16 protein-coding genes and 2 pseudogenes are annotated in these 16,229 nt (G+C 74.8%); 7 read left to right on the plus strand and 11 right to left on the minus strand.

Translation table 11 applies throughout. The annotated features are described in order from the left end of the window. Nucleotides 1-11 precede the first annotated feature (11 nt). From JKP76_RS09385 to JKP76_RS20750, 3 genes and pseudogenes are all read left to right on the plus strand, one after another. Nucleotides 12-953: pseudogene (locus tag JKP76_RS09385) on the plus strand (3-hydroxyacyl-CoA dehydrogenase family protein); the annotation flags it as partial. A gap of 115 nt (nt 954-1,068) precedes the next feature. Further along, a complete protein-coding gene (locus tag JKP76_RS22320; protein ID WP_309232898.1) occupies nt 1,069-1,740 on the plus strand; it encodes a 3-hydroxyacyl-CoA dehydrogenase NAD-binding domain-containing protein in 672 nt (223 codons plus the stop codon). A gap of 99 nt (nt 1,741-1,839) precedes the next feature. Further along, nucleotides 1,840-2,049, plus strand: a complete 210-nt coding sequence (locus JKP76_RS20750) for a hypothetical protein (RefSeq protein ID WP_309229857.1) — start codon at nt 1,840-1,842, stop codon at nt 2,047-2,049. Here JKP76_RS20750 and JKP76_RS09395 read toward each other — a convergent pair. From JKP76_RS09395 to mce, 5 genes and pseudogenes are all read right to left on the minus strand, one after another. After that, nucleotides 2,046-2,477: a class F sortase gene (locus tag JKP76_RS09395; RefSeq protein ID WP_375335630.1), complete on the minus strand. Its 432-nt coding sequence runs from the start codon at nt 2,475-2,477 to the stop codon at nt 2,046-2,048. The genes JKP76_RS20750 and JKP76_RS09395 overlap by 4 nt on opposite strands. 184 nt (nt 2,478-2,661) lie before the next feature. Then, a pseudogene (locus tag JKP76_RS24000) lies at nt 2,662-3,255 on the minus strand (DUF4397 domain-containing protein); the annotation flags it as partial. Nucleotides 3,256-3,305: 50 nt separating this feature from the next. Continuing rightward, complete coding sequence (locus tag JKP76_RS09405; RefSeq protein WP_200490611.1) at nt 3,306-4,490, minus strand: hypothetical protein; 1,185 nt, start codon at nt 4,488-4,490, stop codon at nt 3,306-3,308. 158 nt (nt 4,491-4,648) lie between these two features. Next, nucleotides 4,649-5,980 carry a crotonyl-CoA carboxylase/reductase gene (ccrA, locus tag JKP76_RS09410; RefSeq protein ID WP_200490612.1) on the minus strand — a complete coding sequence of 444 codons (1,332 nt, stop codon included), beginning with the start codon at nt 5,978-5,980 and terminating at the stop codon, nt 4,649-4,651. Nucleotides 5,981-6,086: 106 nt separating this feature from the next. Then, on the minus strand, nt 6,087-6,548 hold the full coding sequence (mce, locus tag JKP76_RS09415; RefSeq protein WP_200490613.1) for a methylmalonyl-CoA epimerase: 462 nt from the start codon (nt 6,546-6,548) through the stop codon (nt 6,087-6,089). Nucleotides 6,549-6,775: 227 nt separating this feature from the next. On the opposite strand from mce, the gene JKP76_RS09420 reads away from it, so the two are divergent. Continuing rightward, entirely contained in the window at nt 6,776-7,981 is a 1,206-nt protein-coding gene (locus JKP76_RS09420; RefSeq protein WP_200490614.1) for an acetyl-CoA C-acetyltransferase, read from the plus strand. Further along, nucleotides 7,978-9,006 (plus strand): methylmalonyl Co-A mutase-associated GTPase MeaB, encoded by a 1,029-nt coding sequence (meaB, locus tag JKP76_RS09425; protein WP_200490615.1) that lies wholly within the window; start codon nt 7,978-7,980, stop codon nt 9,004-9,006. Before JKP76_RS09420 ends, meaB begins: the two co-directional genes overlap by 4 nt. Here the strand turns inward: meaB and JKP76_RS09430 are convergent. Together JKP76_RS09430 and JKP76_RS09435 are read right to left on the minus strand one after the other, a co-directional pair. Further along, nucleotides 8,970-9,854, minus strand: a complete 885-nt coding sequence (locus JKP76_RS09430) for an MFS transporter permease (protein WP_309229856.1) — start codon at nt 9,852-9,854, stop codon at nt 8,970-8,972. The two genes, meaB and JKP76_RS09430, sit on opposite strands and share 37 nt — an antisense overlap. Next, nucleotides 9,851-10,342, minus strand: coding sequence for a hypothetical protein (locus JKP76_RS09435; protein ID WP_200490616.1), 492 nt, complete (start codon nt 10,340-10,342; stop codon nt 9,851-9,853). Before JKP76_RS09435 ends, JKP76_RS09430 begins: the two co-directional genes overlap by 4 nt. A 136-nt stretch (nt 10,343-10,478) precedes the next feature. On the opposite strand from JKP76_RS09435, the gene JKP76_RS09440 reads away from it, so the two are divergent. Then, the gene (locus JKP76_RS09440) at nt 10,479-11,948 is read left to right on the plus strand and encodes an NAD(P)/FAD-dependent oxidoreductase (protein ID WP_309232899.1); all 1,470 of its coding nucleotides are present in this window, start codon (nt 10,479-10,481) and stop codon (nt 11,946-11,948) included. Nucleotides 11,949-11,969: 21 nt separating this feature from the next. On the opposite strand, the gene JKP76_RS09445 is transcribed toward JKP76_RS09440, so the two are convergent. After that, nucleotides 11,970-12,482 carry a C40 family peptidase gene (locus JKP76_RS09445; RefSeq protein ID WP_200490617.1) on the minus strand — a complete coding sequence of 171 codons (513 nt, stop codon included), beginning with the start codon at nt 12,480-12,482 and terminating at the stop codon, nt 11,970-11,972. A gap of 327 nt (nt 12,483-12,809) precedes the next feature. Then, the gene (locus JKP76_RS09450) at nt 12,810-13,646 is read right to left on the minus strand and encodes a hypothetical protein (RefSeq protein WP_200490618.1); all 837 of its coding nucleotides are present in this window, start codon (nt 13,644-13,646) and stop codon (nt 12,810-12,812) included. Nucleotides 13,647-13,879: 233 nt separating this feature from the next. Between JKP76_RS09450 and JKP76_RS09455 the strand changes: the two genes are divergently transcribed. Next, nucleotides 13,880-14,836: a tetratricopeptide repeat protein gene (locus tag JKP76_RS09455; protein ID WP_200490619.1), complete on the plus strand. Its 957-nt coding sequence runs from the start codon at nt 13,880-13,882 to the stop codon at nt 14,834-14,836. On the opposite strand, the gene JKP76_RS09460 is transcribed toward JKP76_RS09455, so the two are convergent. Together JKP76_RS09460 and JKP76_RS20760 are read right to left on the minus strand one after the other, a co-directional pair. Then, on the minus strand, nt 14,833-16,020 hold the full coding sequence (locus tag JKP76_RS09460; protein WP_309232967.1) for a neutral zinc metallopeptidase: 1,188 nt from the start codon (nt 16,018-16,020) through the stop codon (nt 14,833-14,835). The two genes, JKP76_RS09455 and JKP76_RS09460, sit on opposite strands and share 4 nt — an antisense overlap. Further along, nucleotides 16,017-16,220 (minus strand): hypothetical protein, encoded by a 204-nt coding sequence (locus JKP76_RS20760; RefSeq protein WP_242471244.1) that lies wholly within the window; start codon nt 16,218-16,220, stop codon nt 16,017-16,019. The genes JKP76_RS09460 and JKP76_RS20760 overlap by 4 nt, the downstream gene beginning before the upstream one ends. Between the last annotated feature and the right edge of the window lie 9 nt (nt 16,221-16,229).

Genomic DNA, 16,229 nt, shown 5'->3' on the forward strand with positions numbered 1-16,229 from the left:
AGGTCGGCATCGTGGGGCTGGGCACCGCGGGTGCCGCCATCGCGGAAGCATTCGCCCGGGCGGGCCTGTCGGTCACCGCCGTCGAGGTCAGCGACGAGGCGGCCGCGCGCGGCCGCGCCGCGATCGAGCGCTCGATCGCCGCCGGCGAGGCGGACGACGCCGCGCTCGGCCGGATCCGCTACAGCACCTCGCTGGAGGACCTCGCCGGGGCCGAGCTGGTCGTCGAGGCCGTGCCCGAGCGGCTCGCGCTGAAGGCGGAGATCTTCGCCCAGCTGGACAAGGTCACCGGCCCGGACACGATCCTGGCCACCAACACCTCGAGCCTCTCGGTCACCGAGCTCGCGGTCGGCACCGGCCGCCCGAGCAAGGTCATCGGGCTGCACGTGTCCACCGCGGTGCCGACGGCGACGCTGGTCCAGGTCGTCCGCACCGCCGTCACCGACCCGTCCGTGGTCGAGGACGCCGTCGCGCTGGTCGAGAAGGCCGGCAAGGTCGCGGTGACCGTGGGCGACAACCCCGGGTTCATCACCGACGCGCTGCTGTTCGGCTACCTCAACCACGCCGTCTCCATGTTCGAGAACGGCTACGCCAGCCGCGAGGACATCGACGCCGCCATGCGGTTCGGCTGCGGCCTGCCCATGGGCCCGCTGCAGGTCCTCGACCTCATCGGCGTCGACACCGCCTACGACGTGCTCGACGCGCTGCACGCGGTCTCGGGCAAGCGGCTGCACGCGCCCAGCCCGGTCCTCAAGCAGATGCGCACCGCCGGCCTGCTCGGCCGGAAGTCCGGCCGCGGCTTCTACACCTACGCCGAGGCCGGCTCCGGCGAGGTCGTCGCCGACGCCGCCACCCCGACCCCCGGCGGGGCCGCCGAGGGCGCCCGCCCCGTGCAGACCGTCGGCGTCGTCGGCTCGGGCACGATGGCCACCGGCATCATCGAGGTCGTCGCCAAGGCCGGGTACGACGTCACCTTCATCGCGCGCTCGGACGAGAAGGTCGCCGGCGTCGAGAAGGCGCTGGCCAAGTCGGCTGGACAAGCAGGTCGAGCGCGGCCGCCTCGAGCAGTCCGTGCGCGACGAGGTGCTCGGCCGCGTCACCGGCGCCAGCTCGGTCGAGGCGCTGGGCGACGTCGACCTGGTCATCGAGGCGGTCATCGAGTCGCTGCCGGTCAAGGAGGCGCTCTTCGCCGACCTGGGCCGGATCGCCAAGCCGGGCGCGGTGCTCGCCACCACGACCTCCAGCCTGCCGGTCATCAAGTGCGCGCTGGCCAGCGGCCGCCCGGCCGACGTCGTCGGCATGCACTTCTTCAACCCCGCCACGGTCATGAAGCTGGTCGAGGTGGTCTCCACCGTCTCCACCGCTCCCGACGTCGCCGCCACGGTGCACGCGGTCACGGCGAAGCTCAAGAAGGTCGCCGTCTCCTGCAACGACCGGGCCGGCTTCATCGTGAACGCGCTGCTCTTCCCGTACCTGAACGACGCGGTGAGCATGCTGGCGGCGCACTACGCCTCGAAGACCGACATCGACACCGCGGTCAAGGCGGGTCTGGGCTACCCGATGGGGCCCTTCGAGCTCCTCGACGTCGTCGGCAACGACGTGTCGCTGGCCATCGAGCAGGAGCTGCACACCGAGTTCCGCGACCCGGCGCTCGCGCCGGCCCCGCTGCTCGAGCAGCTCGTGACCGCCGGCTACCTGGGCCGCAAGACCGGTCGTGGCTTCCACGACTACGCCCGCCGCTGACAGTTGCCCCGCAGGCGCCCACGGCCCGCCCCCCGGTCCTCGGACCGGGGGGCGGGCCGTCGCGCTGAGCCGGTCGAGGAGGCCGGCGACGGCGACTGGGTGGTCCGGCCCCTGACCGGGTCGAGCACCGGCAAGACCTACCGCTGCCCCAGCTGCGACCAGGAGATCCGCCCGGGGACGCCGCACGTGGTCACCTGGCCCGCCTACGCCCGCGACTCCGACCTGGAGCCGTGGGACACCGACTCGGCGGCGGACCTGCGGCGGCACTGGCACACCGCCTGCTGGCGGGCCCGCGACCGGCGCCGCTAGCCGACCAGCCGGGCGAACACCACCACGTTGTCGGCGTAGCTGCCCGTGGCGCGGTCGAACGCGCCGCCGCAGGTGATCAGCCGGAGCTCGGCGCCGGAGGTCGGCCCGTGGACGACGGCCGTCGGGAAGGCTTTCTTCGGCGCCCGGAGCACGCGGTCGACGGCGAACCGCGCGCTGGTGCCGTCGGCGCGGTCGACGACGACCTCGTCGCCGGGCGCGAGCCGGTGCAACCCCGCGAAGACGGCGGGCCGCCCGGCCCAGTCCACGTGCCCCGCGAGCACCGCCGGACCGGGGAGGCCCGGCGCGGGTCCCGCGGCGTACCAGCCGGCGAGGGCCGGGTCCGCCGGCACAGCGAGCGCGCCGGCGCGGTCCAGGCCGGTGCCGGCCACGGCGGCGTCGAGGCCGGCCGCGTCGGCCCGGATGCGCACCGGCGCGGCCGCCTGCGGCGCCGGTGGCGGGCGCGCCCGCCGCGAGCGCCGCGGGGAGCCGCGGCAGGCGGGCCGGCCAGCTGCCGGAGCCACCGGCCTCGACACCGCCGGTCGGCACCACCGCGGCGGCGGTCGCGTCGACGACCGGCCGGACGGCGAGCCCGCCGGCGGGGGTGTCGAGCACGAGCAGCGTCACCACCGTGCCCGGGACGACGTCGACCGGCACGCGGGTCTCCGTCCCGGCGGTGCGCAACCGCAGCGTGCCCGGGCCGCCGGGGACGCTCGTCCAGCCGGAGGCGGCGGGGAAGCGCAGCCCGACGGCGAGCTCCGGCCCGCCGTCCACCGCGACGTCCAGCTCCGGTGCCCCCGCGGCCGCCGTGACGACCCGCACGCGGGCCGCCCCGTTCCCGGGCGCGGCGAGGTCGTCGGTCAGCGGGGCCAGCGAGAGATCGGCGAACCGGCCCCAGAGCGCGAGCGTCGTGGCACCGCCGGCGGGCAGGTCGACGCGGGTGGAGAGCGCCGGTGGCGCGGTCGCCGGGGAGCCCGCGGCCCGCACGCTGACCGCGTAGCTGCCTGGCGGCAGGTCCGCGTAGCCGCCGACGTCGCCGTAGGTCAGGCCGCCGGCGACGTCCGTGCCGGGATCGACGGCGGGGCCTTCGCCGTCCACCGGCGTCAGGGCGACGTCGACGGCGGGCGAGTCGGGGGAGAGGTGCGCGATCCTCAGCCGGCCGTCGTCACCGGCCGCTCGGGCGTGCGGCGCCCCGGCGAGCAGCAGCACGGCCCCCAGCAGGCCGGCGAGCAGCGCCGCCGGCAGCCGCCCCGCAGCCGTCAGGGACGGCCCTGGGTGACGGGTGCGTCGATGGACTGCGTGGCCGGGGCGGCGGTGGCGCCGGACGGGCGCGGCGGCAGCGGCAGCTGACGGGTGGCCGGCTGCGGCGCGGCCTGCGCGGGCTGGGCCGGCGCGGTCTGCTCGGCGGCCGGGGCCGGCGTCGTCCGCGGGGTCGGCTGGGGGCGCGGGGCGGCCTGGGGGCGCTGCGCGTCCTGCGCCCGCGTGGCCTCCTCGGCCGGGGCCTGCTCGGCCGAGGTCTCGGGGGCGCCGGTCGCCGGGGTGTCGGTCTCCGTGACGTCGGTCTCCGCAGCAGCCGGAGCCGGCGCCTCGGCGCGCGCGGCCGCAGCAGCGGGAGCGGACGACGAGGGCGCCGCCGGCTGCTCGGGGCGGTCGCCGAGGTCGGGCAGGTTGTCCAGCAGCTTGCGGGCGTGGACCAGCCGGCTGGTGAGCTCGTCGCGGACGCCCCGGATGGACTCGGCCTTCGCCTCGGCGTCGGCGACCAGCGCGGCGGCGTGCTGCTCGGCCGCGGCGACCCGCTGGCGGGCGGCCTGGGTGGAGACGCGCTCGCGCTCCTCCTCGACCCGGGCGGCCTCGGCGCGACGGGCGCGCTGGGCGATGTCGAAGTCCTCCTCGACCTTCGCCCGGCGGGCCTGGGACTCGGCGTCGAGGCGGGCGACCCGCTCCTGGGCCTTGGCGACCAGCTCGTCGGCGCGCAGCTGGGCCTTCTGCATGATCTGCTCGGCGCCCTGGCGGGCCTCGGCGATCATCCGCTCGACCTCGGCCTGACCGGCGGCGTGCCGCTCGAGCAGCGCGCGCTCCTCGGCGTCGGTCTGCTCGCGGACGGCCTGCGCGTCGAGCTGGGCGGCCCGGCGGATCTCCCCGGCCTCCTCCTCGGCGAGCTGCAGCATGTGCTGGATGCGCTCGCTGATGTTCTCGAAGGTCGGCGCCGAGGCGGTGGCGGCCTTGCGGCGCAGCGCCTCGATCTCGTTGTGCATCGCCGCGAGCTGGCCGGCCATGTCCGTGGAGCGGGCGACGGCGGCGTCGCGGTCGGCGAGGGCGATCCGGAAGTCCGCCTCGAGGCGCTCGATGGTGTCGGCGACCTGGCGGCGGTCGTACCCCCGCATGACCAGGTCGAACGAGTGCTGCACCTCGTGCACGGGCAGATCGTGGCGGGGGTCGCTCATGTCGTCATCCTCGCAGACGGGGGGACGTCGGGTCACCGGTGTCGGGCGCACCGGTCGCAATCGACCCGGACGCACCTGCCGACACCGTAGGCCGGGTGGACGCGCCGAGGGCCCGGCCCCCTGGTGGGGGAGCCGGGCCCTCGGGCTGCGGGCAGGGATCAGACGCCGCGGAAGCGGTTGATCGCCTCGAGGTGCTTCTCGCGCTTCTCGGCGTCCTTGACGCCCAGGCCCTCCTCGGGGGCGAGGGTCAGCACGCCGACCTTGCCCTGGTGGGCGTTGCGGTGGACGTCGAGCGCGGCCTGGCCGACCTCGTCCATCGGGTACACCTTCGACAGGGTCGGGTGGATGAGGCCCTTGTCGATGAGGCGGTTGGCCTCCCACGCCTCCTTGTAGTTGGCGAAGTGGGAGCTCAGGATCTTCTTGAGGTTCATCCACAGGTAGCGGTTGTCGTACTCGTGCATGTAGCCGCTGGTGGAGGCGCAGGTGATGATCGTGCCGCCCTTCTTGGCGACGTAGACGCTGGCGCCGAAGGTCTCGCGGCCCGGGTGCTCGAAGACGATGTCGACGTCCTCGCCACCGGTCAGCTCACGGATCTTCTTGCCGAAGCGCTGCCACTCCTTGGGGTCCTGGGTGCGCTCGTCCTTCCAGAACTTGTAGCCCTCGGCGGAGCGGTCGATGACCAGCTCGGCACCCATCTTGCGGACGATCTCGGCCTTCTCGGGGCTCGAGACGACGCAGACCGGGATCGCGCCACCGTTGAGCGCCATCTGCGTGGCGTAGGAGCCCAGGCCGCCGGAGGCGCCCCAGATCAGGACGACGTCGCCCTGCTTCATGTTGGCGCCGTTCTTGCTGACCAGCTGCCGGTAGGCGGTGGAGTTCACCAGGCCGGGGCTGGCGGCCTCCTCCCACGAGAGGTGGGCGGGCTTGGGCATGAGCTGGTTGCTCTTGACCAGGGCCAGCTCGGCGAGACCGCCGAAGTTGGTCTCGAAGCCCCAGATCCGCTGCTGCGGGTCCATCATCGTGTCGTCGTGACCGGCCGGGTCCTCGAGCTCCACCGAGAGGCAGTGCGCGACGACCTCGTCGCCCGGCTTCCACTTGTTGACGCCGGGGCCCACGCGCAGCACGACGCCGGCGAGGTCGGAGCCCACCACGTGGTAGGGCAGGTCGTGGCGCTTGGTCAGCTCGGAGAGGCGGCCGTAGCGCTCGAGGAAGCCGAAGGTCGAGACGGGCTCGAAGATCGACGTCCACACGGTGTTGTAGTTCACCGAGGAGGCCATGACGGCGACGATCGCCTCGCCGGGGCCGAGCTCGGGCGTGGCGACCTCGTCGATGTGCAGGGACTTGCGGGGGTCCTTCTCCTTGGTCGGCACCCCCTCGAACATGTTCTGCTCGTCCTTGCGCACCACCACGGCGCGGTAGGACTCCGGCACGGCGAGGCCGCCCAGCGCGTCCAGCTGGCCGGCGAGGATGGCGTCCTTGATCTCGTTCACGCGTTCTCCTGGGTCGTGGTCGGCCGTCGTCGGCCAGGCTCGGAGGGCAGTGCGGTGGCGGGGGACGTTACCCAGGGGTAACGGCCCCGCCCTGACGGAGGTGCGCTCAGTGCGCGGCAGCGGCCGGCTGGACGAGCTCGACGAGCACGCCCCCGGCGTCCTTCGGGTGGATGAAGTTGACCCGGCTGTCGGACGTACCGCGCTTCGGGACGTCGTAGAGCAGGCGCAGGCCCCGCTCGCGCAGGGTGGCGCTGACCGCCTCGACGTCCTCGACCCGGAAGGCCAGCTGCTGCAGGCCCGGGCCGGAGCGGCCGATGAACTTGGCGATTGTCGACTCCGGGGTCAGCGGCGCCAGCAGCTGGATGCGGGTGTCGCCGTCGCCGACGGCGAGCATCGCCTCGCGGACGCCCTGCTCCTCGTTGGTCTCCTCGTGCACCGAGCGCACGCCGAAGGCCTGCGCGTAGAACGCGATGGCCTCGTCGAGGTCCGGCACGGCGATGCCCACGTGGTCGATGGTGGTGAACAGCCCCTCGGGCAGACCCGTGGCCGCGGCGTCGTTGGTCGTCACGCCCGGCATCCTGCCGCGCCCTGCCCTGACGCGACACTCCGGGGGCGGACGGGCAGCCCCGGTCGGGTGACGCGCGGGCCGGGAAGTGGGCCGGGACGTGGCCCAGGCCACGTCCGCCGGGGGTGGGGCTCTACCATCATGTGCAGCCCGACGCCGCGCGAACAGCGCGGTCCGCTCCGTCTTTTCACGGTCGCCCGCACCGGCGGCCCGGCACTGGAGGCCTCCCCATGAGTGAGAACACCCGAGCCCGCTCGGTCATCGTCAGCGGTGCCCGCACCCCGATGGGCCGGCTCCTCGGCGGGCTCAAGGACTTCTCGGCCGCCGACCTCGGAGGCGTCGCGATCAAGGCCGCCCTCGAGCGCGCCGGCATCAGCGGCGACCAGGTCGAGTACGTGATCATGGGCCAGGTCATCCAGGCCGGCGCCGGGCAGAACCCGGCCCGCCCCGCCGCGGTGAAGGCCGGCATCCCGATGTCGGTCCCCGCCCTCACCATCAACAAGGTCTGCCTCTCCGGCCTGAGCGCCATCGCGATGGCCGACCAGCTCATCCGCGCCGGCGAGTTCGACATCGTCGTGGCCGGCGGCCAGGAGTCGATGACCCAGGCGCCGCACCTCCTCGCCAACTCGCGCACCGGCACGAAGTACGGCGACACCAAGCTGATCGACTCCATGGCCCACGACGGCCTGTCCGACACCTTCGACCAGGTCGCCATGGGCGAGCTGACCGAGAAGGCCAACTCGCGCTACAACCTCACCCGCGAGGAGCAGGACGAGTTCGCCGCGGCCAGCCACCAGAAGGCGGCCCGCTCGCACAAGGACGGCGTCTTCGCCGAGGCGCTCACCCCGGTGCTCATCCCGCAGCGCAAGGGCGACCCCATCGAGTTCACCGAGGACGAGGGCATCCGCCCCGACACGACCGCGGAGAGCCTGAGCAAGCTGCGGCCGGCCTTCGCCAAGGACGGCACGATCACCGCCGGCACCGCCTCGCAGATCTCCGACGGCGCCTGCGCCGTGGTGGTCATGAGCGCGGCCAAGGCCAAGGAGCTCGGCCTCACCCCGATCGCCGAGATCGGCGCCCACGGCGTCGTCGCCGGTCCGGACGCCACGCTGCAGAGCCAGCCGTCGGCCGCGATCAAGAAGGCCTGCGCCCGCGAGGGCATCGACCCCAAGGACCTCGACGTCGTCGAGCTCAACGAGGCCTTCGCCGCCGTCGGCATCGTTTCCACCCGCGAGCTGGGCATCGACCCCGAGAAGGTCAACCCCAACGGCGGCGCCATCGCCCTGGGCCACCCGATCGGCATGAGCGGCGCGCGGCTGGTCCTCGACGTGGCGCTGGAGCTGCGCCGCCGGGGCGCCAAGGTCGGCGCTGCCGCGCTGTGCGGTGGCGGTGGCCAGGGCGACGCCCTGATCCTGCACGCGCCCAGCAACGCGTGACCGAGGTCCCTGCGGGGACCGCGGTCCAGACGTCCGCCCCTGCCGCCCCCGGGCGGCGGGGGCGGCGTGCTGTCGACGTCCCCGCGCTGGTCGAGCGGGCCCGCGAGGGCGACGCGCGCTCGGTGGCCCGGCTGATCTCGCTGGTCGAGGACGCCAGCCCGGCGCTGCGGGAGGTCGCGGCCGCGCTGGCGCCGCACACCGGCCACGCGCAGGTGCTCGGCCTCACCGGCTCGCCGGGCGTGGGCAAGTCGACGACGACGACGGCGCTGGTGCGGGCGCTGCGCCAGGCCGGCAAGCGGGTCGGGGTGCTGGCGGTCGACCCGTCGTCCCCGTTCTCCGGCGGCGCTCTGCTCGGCGACCGCGTGCGCATGCAGGACCACGCCGGTGACGGCGGGGTGTTCATCCGCTCGATGGCCTCGCGCGGGCACCTGGGCGGGCTGTCGTGGGCGACCCCGCAGGCGCTGCGGGTGCTCGACGCGGCCGGCTGCGACGTGGTGCTCATCGAGACCGTCGGCGTGGGGCAGTCCGAGCTCGAGATCGCCTCGCTCGCCGACACCACCCTCGTGCTGGTCGCGCCCGGCATGGGCGACGGCATCCAGGCCGCCAAGGCCGGCATCCTCGAGGTGGCGGACCTGTTCGTGGTCAACAAGGCCGACCGGGACGGCGCCCAGCAGGCGGTGCGCGACCTGCGCTACATGCAGTCCCTCGGCGGTCGGTACGCCGAGCCCGGTGGCTGGCGCCCGCCGATCTGCCGCACCGTCGCCGCCCGCGACACCGACAACGGCATCGACGAGGTCCTCGCGAAGGTCGAGGAGCACCGGCTGTGGCTGGAGTCCTCGGGCGAGGGCGAGCGGCGCCGGACCGAGCGGGCCGCCCGCGAGATCGAGGCGATCGCCCTGGCGGCCCTGCGCGCGCGGATCGGCGACCTGCGCGGCAGCGCGGCGCTGGGTGCGCTGGCCGGGCGCGTGGTGGCGGGGGAGACCGACCCCTACCGGGCCGCCGACGAGCTGGTCGCCCAGCTCTGAGCCGGCTGCCGCCCGGACCGGGCGGTCAGCCGCTCCCACGGGAGGATCGACAGGATCGCCACGCAGTGCGGCAGGAAGATGATCTGCACGCCGGCGTAGGTCATGACGTGGAAGCCGATGAGGAAGACCGTCAGCGCGATCCGCGCCCGGTCGGTGCGCACCAGCAGCACCAGCGGGGCGAGGAACTCGAGGACCAGCATCACCCACTGCGCGGCCGGCAGGAGCCCCGGGACGTCGACGGTCCAGTCCGACAGCGGGGTGCCGCGGCGCAGCACGGCGCGGGTGAGCGTGGAGCCGGTCGGCCAGTCCCAGCCGCCGAAGCGCACCTTGGCCCAGGCGGCGAGGAAGTAGGTGAGCATGACCGCGACGAGGACCGCGGCCATCGCCCAGCCCGCGGACTCCGACAGCCGGCGGTCGCGGAACCGCGCCCGGCCGACGGTCGGCAGCACGGCCAGCGCCACGAGGAACGCGATGCGGTCGTGGTCGACCTTGCCGTAGCTCATCGCGATGACCATCCACTCCGCGTACAGGAGGAAGACGGCGGCGCCGAGCAGCCGGGGGGCCCGCCCGGTGGCGGCGGCGACGGCGGCCAGCACGAGCGCCCACTGGACGACGAGCACGAGGGTGTGCGTCGGCGTGGGCAGGTGCAGCAGCCGGCCGACCAGCAGCGGGGCGTACCACTCGGTCGGGACGTCGGCGTGCGCCCGCACCCACGCGGTGGTGAGGAAGACGTCGACCGGGATGAACAGGTAGGCGATCGTCCGGAAGACCGCGATCCGCGCCAGCGGGACGGGGGAGAACCACCAGCGGCCCGTCATCGGGGCGGGGGTGGTCGGCGGGGTGCTCACGAGCCGTCGTCCTCCAGGTCGAGGTGGACGACGACGGTGTCGGTGTAGTCGCCGGTGGGCCGTCCGTCGGAGAGCCCGAACTTCCGGTGCACCACCTGGACCGCCACGAGCTCCGGTGCGTCCGGGTGGTCCTCGGTCCAGGCGTCGGCCAGCAGCCCCAGCAGCTCGGGGTGCGCGCGCAGCCGCTGGATCTGGCCCTCGAACTCGGCGCGGCGCAGCCCGACCTGGCCGCCGGAGAGCTTGATCTCCTCACCGGCCGCCGTCACGCCCACCGCCCGGGTGGAGATGACGGGTGCGTTCGGGTCGTTGCGCGTCGAGTACATGCGGAACGGTCCGAACGGGAACGCGTCGTCGTCCCCCCAGACGGTGCCGGCGAGCAGCAGGCCCAGGACGATCAGCACCGCGGAGAGCCGGCGCCGGCGGCCCGACGGGCTCAGCCGCAGCACCTCCGGTTCGGCCGCGGACGGCGGGAGGGGGGAGGACGGCACCGGCGCAGGCTAGATCCGGCGCGGGGTCGGCCGCCACGAGCGCGCGCCCGACGCGCCCCAGGCGTACGGGCCGACTCACGGGCCCCGGAACTTGCGGAGAACCGGCGCCGTCGTGAGGATCAGCGGGTGAGCGGGCGTGCTGGACGACCGGATGCCGTCGTCGTCGGGGCAGGGCCCAACGGGCTGGGCCGCGGCGCTGCGCCTGTCGGCCGCGGGGCTGCGGGTGCAGGTCGTCGAGGCGGCCGAGCGCCCCGGTGGCGGGATGCGCACCGAGGAGCTGATCCGCCCCGGCTTCCACCACGACGTCTGCTCGACCGTGCAGCCGATGGCCGCGGCGGCGCCGTTCTTCCGCGAGTTCGACCTGGAGAGCCGCGGCGTCCGGCTGGTGCACCCGGAGATCAACTTCGCACACCCGCTGGACGGCGGCCGGGCCGCGGTGTCGCTGACCTCGCTGGAGGAGACCGCCGCGCGGCTGGGTGCCGACGGCGACGCCTACCGCCGGCTGTTCGGCCCGCTGGTCGAGCACGGCACCGACGTCGTCGACTTCTTCCTGACCAGCCGGCTGCGGCGGCTGCCCACCCGCAGCCCGGCGCAGATCGCCCGCTTCGGGCTGCAGGGCCTGCCCAACGTGCGCTGGCTGGCGCGCCGGTACTTCGACACCGAGGGTGGTCAGGCCCTGCTGGCCGGTGCCGCCGCGCACGGGATGCTCGACCTGAGCCAGCCGCTCACCTCGGCGCTCGGGATGCTGCTGTCGATGCTGTCCCACCACGCGGGCTGGCCGCTGATCGAGGGCGGGTCGCAGAAGCTGGCCGATGCCATGGTCACCGCGCTCGAGGAGCAGGGCGGCGAGGTCGTCACCGGGCACGAGGTCACCGACCTGCGCGAGTTCGAGGGCGTGCCGGCGGTGCTGCTGGACACCACGCCCGAGGCGTTCGTGTCGATGGCCGGGGACCGGCTGAACGAGGGGTACCGCCGCTGGGTGCGCCGCTACAAGCACGGTGCCGGCGTGTTCAAGATCGACTGGATCCTCTCCGAGCCGGTGCCGTGGGCGAACCCGGACGTGCGCCGGGCCGGGACGATCCACGTCGCCGGGAACCTCGAGGAGACCCTCGCGGGGGAGCGCGCACCGAACCAGGGCCGGCTGACCGACAAGCCGTACGTGCTCGCCGTGCAGCCGACGGTGGCGGACCCGACCCGGGCGCCCGAGGGCGGGCACATCTTCTGGGCCTACGTGCACGTGCCGCACGGCGCCGACGTCGACATGACCGGGGCGATCGAGAACCAGGTCGAGCGGTTCGCCCCGGGCTTCAAGGACACGATCGTGGAGCGGCGCACGAAGACCGCCGTCCAGATGGAGCAGTGGAACATCAGCTACCTGGGCGGCGACATCTCCAACGGCCAGGCGACGCTCCGTCAGATGCTGGCCCGGCCGGTGCCGCGCTGGAACACCTACCGGACCCCGGTCGAGGGCGTCTACCTCGCCTCGGCGGCGACGCCGCCCGGTCCTGCCGTGCACGGCGCCTGCGGCGACAACGCGGCGCAGGTGGCGCTGCGGGACGTGTTCGGCGTCCGCAGCGTGCCGCCGCTGCGCCCGGCTCGGGGCTGAGCCGGGCGCAGCGGCCGCGGATCAGGCGATGCGGGTGGCGTAGTTGTAGCCGTCCATGCTGACCGTGGTGATCTCCACGCCGGTCGCCTCGGTGCCGGCGTGCACGATCTGCCCGTCGCCGATGTAGATGCCCACGTGGCTCACCGGCGAGTAGTAGAAGACGAGGTCGCCGGGCTGCAGGTCCAGCGGCGCGATCGGCACGCCGATCTGCGACTGGCCCTTGCTGGAGTGCGGCAGCGAGATGCCGGCGGCCGCGTAGGCGAACTGGGTCAGCCCGGAGCAGTCGAAGGAGTCCGGGCCGCCGCCGCCGTAGACGTAGGGCTTGCCGACCTGGGCCAGCGCGGTGTCGACGGCGACCTGCGCGGCCGACGGGGCGGGCGCCGGGGCCTCGGCGGCCGGCGCGGGAGCCGGCTCGGCGGCGACGGCGGTCGCGGGGGTGAGGAGGAGACCCAGCGAGGCGGCGGCCCCGGTGAGCAGGCCGGCGCCGGTGCGGCGGAGGGTGCGGTTCTGGAGGTTCGGGCGAGTGGTCACCATGCGGTGGCTCTCCTTCCGTTCGCCCGCCGCGAGCCGATCGCGGGCACGGCACGGCACACCGGAGGAACGGAGGAGGTGTGGATCGTGGCGGCTCGCGCTCCGGGGCGCGCCCTCGTCGGGGCGCACCGCACCGGGCTGCGGCGGTACCGGACCCGGGGCCACCTCGACGGGCGACGACCACCCGGCCGGCTCCTCCACCGTAGGAACGACGCACCCGGTCCTCAACCCGGGAGTCGACGAATCGCCAGGTCAGCGAGTCGACATGCCGCGTCATCACTGGGAATACGGGGGTGGACGTGGCCTCGGTCACCCGTGGCGCCCGCATGCTCAGACGTACCGGCGCGAGCCCAGGGCGGCCGCGATCCGGGCGATGAGCGCAACCGGGTCCCGCAGGTCCGCCGCGGTCGCGATCACGACGGTCCAGCCGGCCGCGGTCAGCTCGTTCAGCCGCCGCCGGTCGCGGGCCACCTGCTGCGGCGCCCCGTGCCAGACGCCCTCGTACTCGAGGGCGACCCTCGCGTCCGGCCAGGCGACCGGAGGAGGCAGCAGCGAGGCGTGCAGCACCAGCCGGAGCCGGGTCTCCTGCGGTGACCCCGCCAGGCCGTCCGCCAGCGCCGCGGCCCGTCGGGCGGAGCGGCAGCCGGGGCCGCTGAGCGCTACGGCCGCCGCGCGCACGTCGTCGAGCGTCGCGAGCCCGCCGGTGATGAGACGGTCGAGAGCGACGACGGCGTCCTCGAGCGGCTCGGCCCGCGCGATGTCGACGGCCGCGCGCACCGCGGTGGTCACGCGGACACCCCCGCGGACGACGACGGCGTCGGCCGGCAGATGCCGCCGCGAGACCCGGATGCCGCGGACCGCCCCGGCTCGGCAGCCGGGTGGCACGGTGAGCTCGACGTCGTCCCCGGGCTCGGCCAGCGGTGATCCCCAGAGCGTCGCCGCGCTCCGCCCGCTGACCACCGCCCCCGGGACGACGAGCGCGGCCGCAGCGCGGGCCCGGCGCGCGTGGTCGACGGGGAGCGAGGCGCAGGCGTAGACGTCGGGGAAGAGCCGCCGCCACGCGGAGCTGCGGAGCTGGTTCTTCGTCAGCACGCCGAGGCGCACCTGCTCGGAGCCGCGGAACATCCTCCCGCGCAACGGGGCCGGGCGGGTGGGCGCGGAAGGCATCCGCGCACTCTGCCGGGATCCGGGGGGCCGCTGCGGCGGCCGTCCACAGGCCTGGTCGCCCGCATACGCCCCGGCGTGGTCACCGGGCACGTGGAGACCACGCGCGTACGCACACGGGTGAGAAGCGGCTCGACCGGCCGACGTTCCAGCAGGTGGTGAGCTTCACCCACGACCGCGACCGCTGAGCGACCCGCGGCCGACACGCCCGGGCGAGCGGTGGGAGGATCGGGGTCATGCAGCCGACCCGCCCCGGACGCCCCGACCCGCGCGCGCAGGCCTCGATGGCCGCCACCATGGCCGGGGCCGTTGACCTCGCCGCCGTCAAGGCGCGGTCGGAGGCCGCCGCCCGCGCCGCGTCCGCCCCGCCGCCGAGTGCTGCGGCACCGGCCGGGGCACCCGGTAGCGCCGTCGTCGACGTCACCGAGGCCACGTTCCAGGCCGAGGTGCTCGACCGCTCCTTCCAGGTGCCGGTCGTGCTGGACCTGTGGGCCGAGTGGTGCGGGCCGTGCAAGCAGCTCTCCCCGGTGCTCGAGCGGCTGGCCGCCGAGGGCGGCGGCTCGTGGGTGCTGGCCAAGGTCGACGTCGACGCGAACCCGGCGCTCGCGCAGGGGCTGCGGGTGCAGGGCATCCCGGCGGTCAAGGCCGTCTGGCAGGGGCAGCTGATCGCCGAGTTCAACGGCGCCATCCCCGAGGAGCAGGCCCGCGAGTTCGTCGCCGAGCTGGTGCGCGCCACGACCGGTGGGGCGGTGCCGGGCGGCGGGGCGGAGGCGCCCGAGGTCGAGGACCCGCGCCTGGACGCCGCCGAGGACGCGCTCGAGCGCGGTGACCTCGCCGCCGCGGAGGCCGCCTACGAGGCGATCCTCGCCGAGGAGCCGAACCACCCGGACGCCGGCATCGCGCTCCAGCAGGTCCGGCTGTTCCGCCGCGCGGAGGAGGCCGGGCCTGACGCCCTGGCCGCGGCCGACGCCGCTCCGGACGACATCGCCGCGCAGACCCGGGCCGCGGACTTCCTGCTCGGCACCGGCGACGTCGAGGGCGCCTTCGAGCGGCTGCTGGCCGTCGTCCGCCGCACCGCGGGGGAGGAGCGCGACCAGGCCCGCAAGCACCTGGTCGAGCTGTTCACCGTCGTCGGCGACCAGGACCCCCGCGTCGGACCCGCCCGGCGGGCCCTCACCACCGCGCTCTTCTAGCCTTCCAGCCCGCAGGCGTCGAGGCCCTCGAAGAAGCCGCTGCGGAACAGGTCGACCAGCTGGAAGCCGGTGAGGTCGGCCCCCGGGACGACCTCCGGCTCGCCGCCGAAGGCCAGCAGGAACTGCACGCTCTCGTCGACGTCGCCGGGGGAGATGGAGTACTCCCCGCCGGCACCGGCGCGGACCTGCGCGGTGTAGAAGCCGCTCATGCAGACCGTCGAGCGGACGGCGTCCTCGCCCTCGGTGGAGAGCCCCAGCTGGTCGCGCACCGCCAGCCCGTAGGGCAGCGACACCGCGGTGGCGAGGGCGAAGTCGCCGAGCTCCTCGTACGCGGGCGCGGCGAGGTCGGTCTCGTCGAAGCCGACCAGGTTCTCATCCGCGCAGTACACGAGGTCGAGCTCGGCGTCGGGCGCGCAGCGCGGCGGGTCCTCGTCGAAGGCCTCGATCGCCGGCGGGTCGAAGTCCCTGCCCACCACCTGCTCCCAGACCGCGGGGAGGGTGGCGTCGATGATGGTGCGCAGCAGGCTGTAGGACGCGTTGCCACCGGTGGCGACGTCCTCGTCGCTGAGGAACGGCTGCTGGGTGAACACCCGCCCCCGCCCGAAGTTGTCCCGGCAGGCCTCGGCCCCGCTGTCGAAGCCTTCCTGGAAGGCGGCGACGCGGTCGAAGTACGAGCCGTGCGCCTGCTGCTCGCCCTGCCCGGTGCCGACCGGGTCGCGCAGCAGGAGGTACCCGCGCAGCAGGTCGTCGAGCTCGGGGGTGCGCAGCACCGAGTGCTGCGCCTCCCCGTCGGCGACCCAGCGGGTCCAGGTGCCGGCGAGGCAGTCGGCCTCGGTCTCGGCCGCGATGGAGGTGCTCGGCGCGCCCACCCGGGCCTGCACCGCGTGCCCGAACTCGTGCGCCATGACCAGCGCGGGGATGAACCGGCCGAACTCCGAGCCCAGCTCGGCGAGGAACGCGCGGTCGTAGCTGATCGAGTCGGAGTTGGGGGCGTCCGGGGCGACGCAGTAGAAGGCGTTGTTCTCGACGTCGCGCGGATCGCTCCCGCAGCCGATGCCGTTCGGGTACTCGGAGGGGTCGACGTTCTCCGGGTCGACGCTGAAGTAGCCGCCCTGCAGCGGCTCGAAGGGTGTGCCGAAGACCTCCGGGAACTGCTCGCCCCAGTAGACCTCCAGGTCGGTCAGCGCATTGCGTGCGCCAGGACGTCGACCTCCTCGCCGGTCGCACCCACGACGTCCGTGTCACCGGCGCCGACGTCGGTGACCGGCGGGCGGGCGGGGCTGCCCCGCCCCACCACGACCACCGAGCACCCGGTGAGGGCGACCAGGCCCGAGACGACGGCGGCGAGCAGTGCCCACCGCCGTCGTCCGCGCGCCGCGCTCACCGGGGACCG

It is taken from the genome of Blastococcus sp. TML/C7B, from assembly GCF_016612845.1.
In the GTDB taxonomy this organism is placed as follows: Bacteria; Actinomycetota; Actinomycetes; order Mycobacteriales; family Geodermatophilaceae; genus Blastococcus.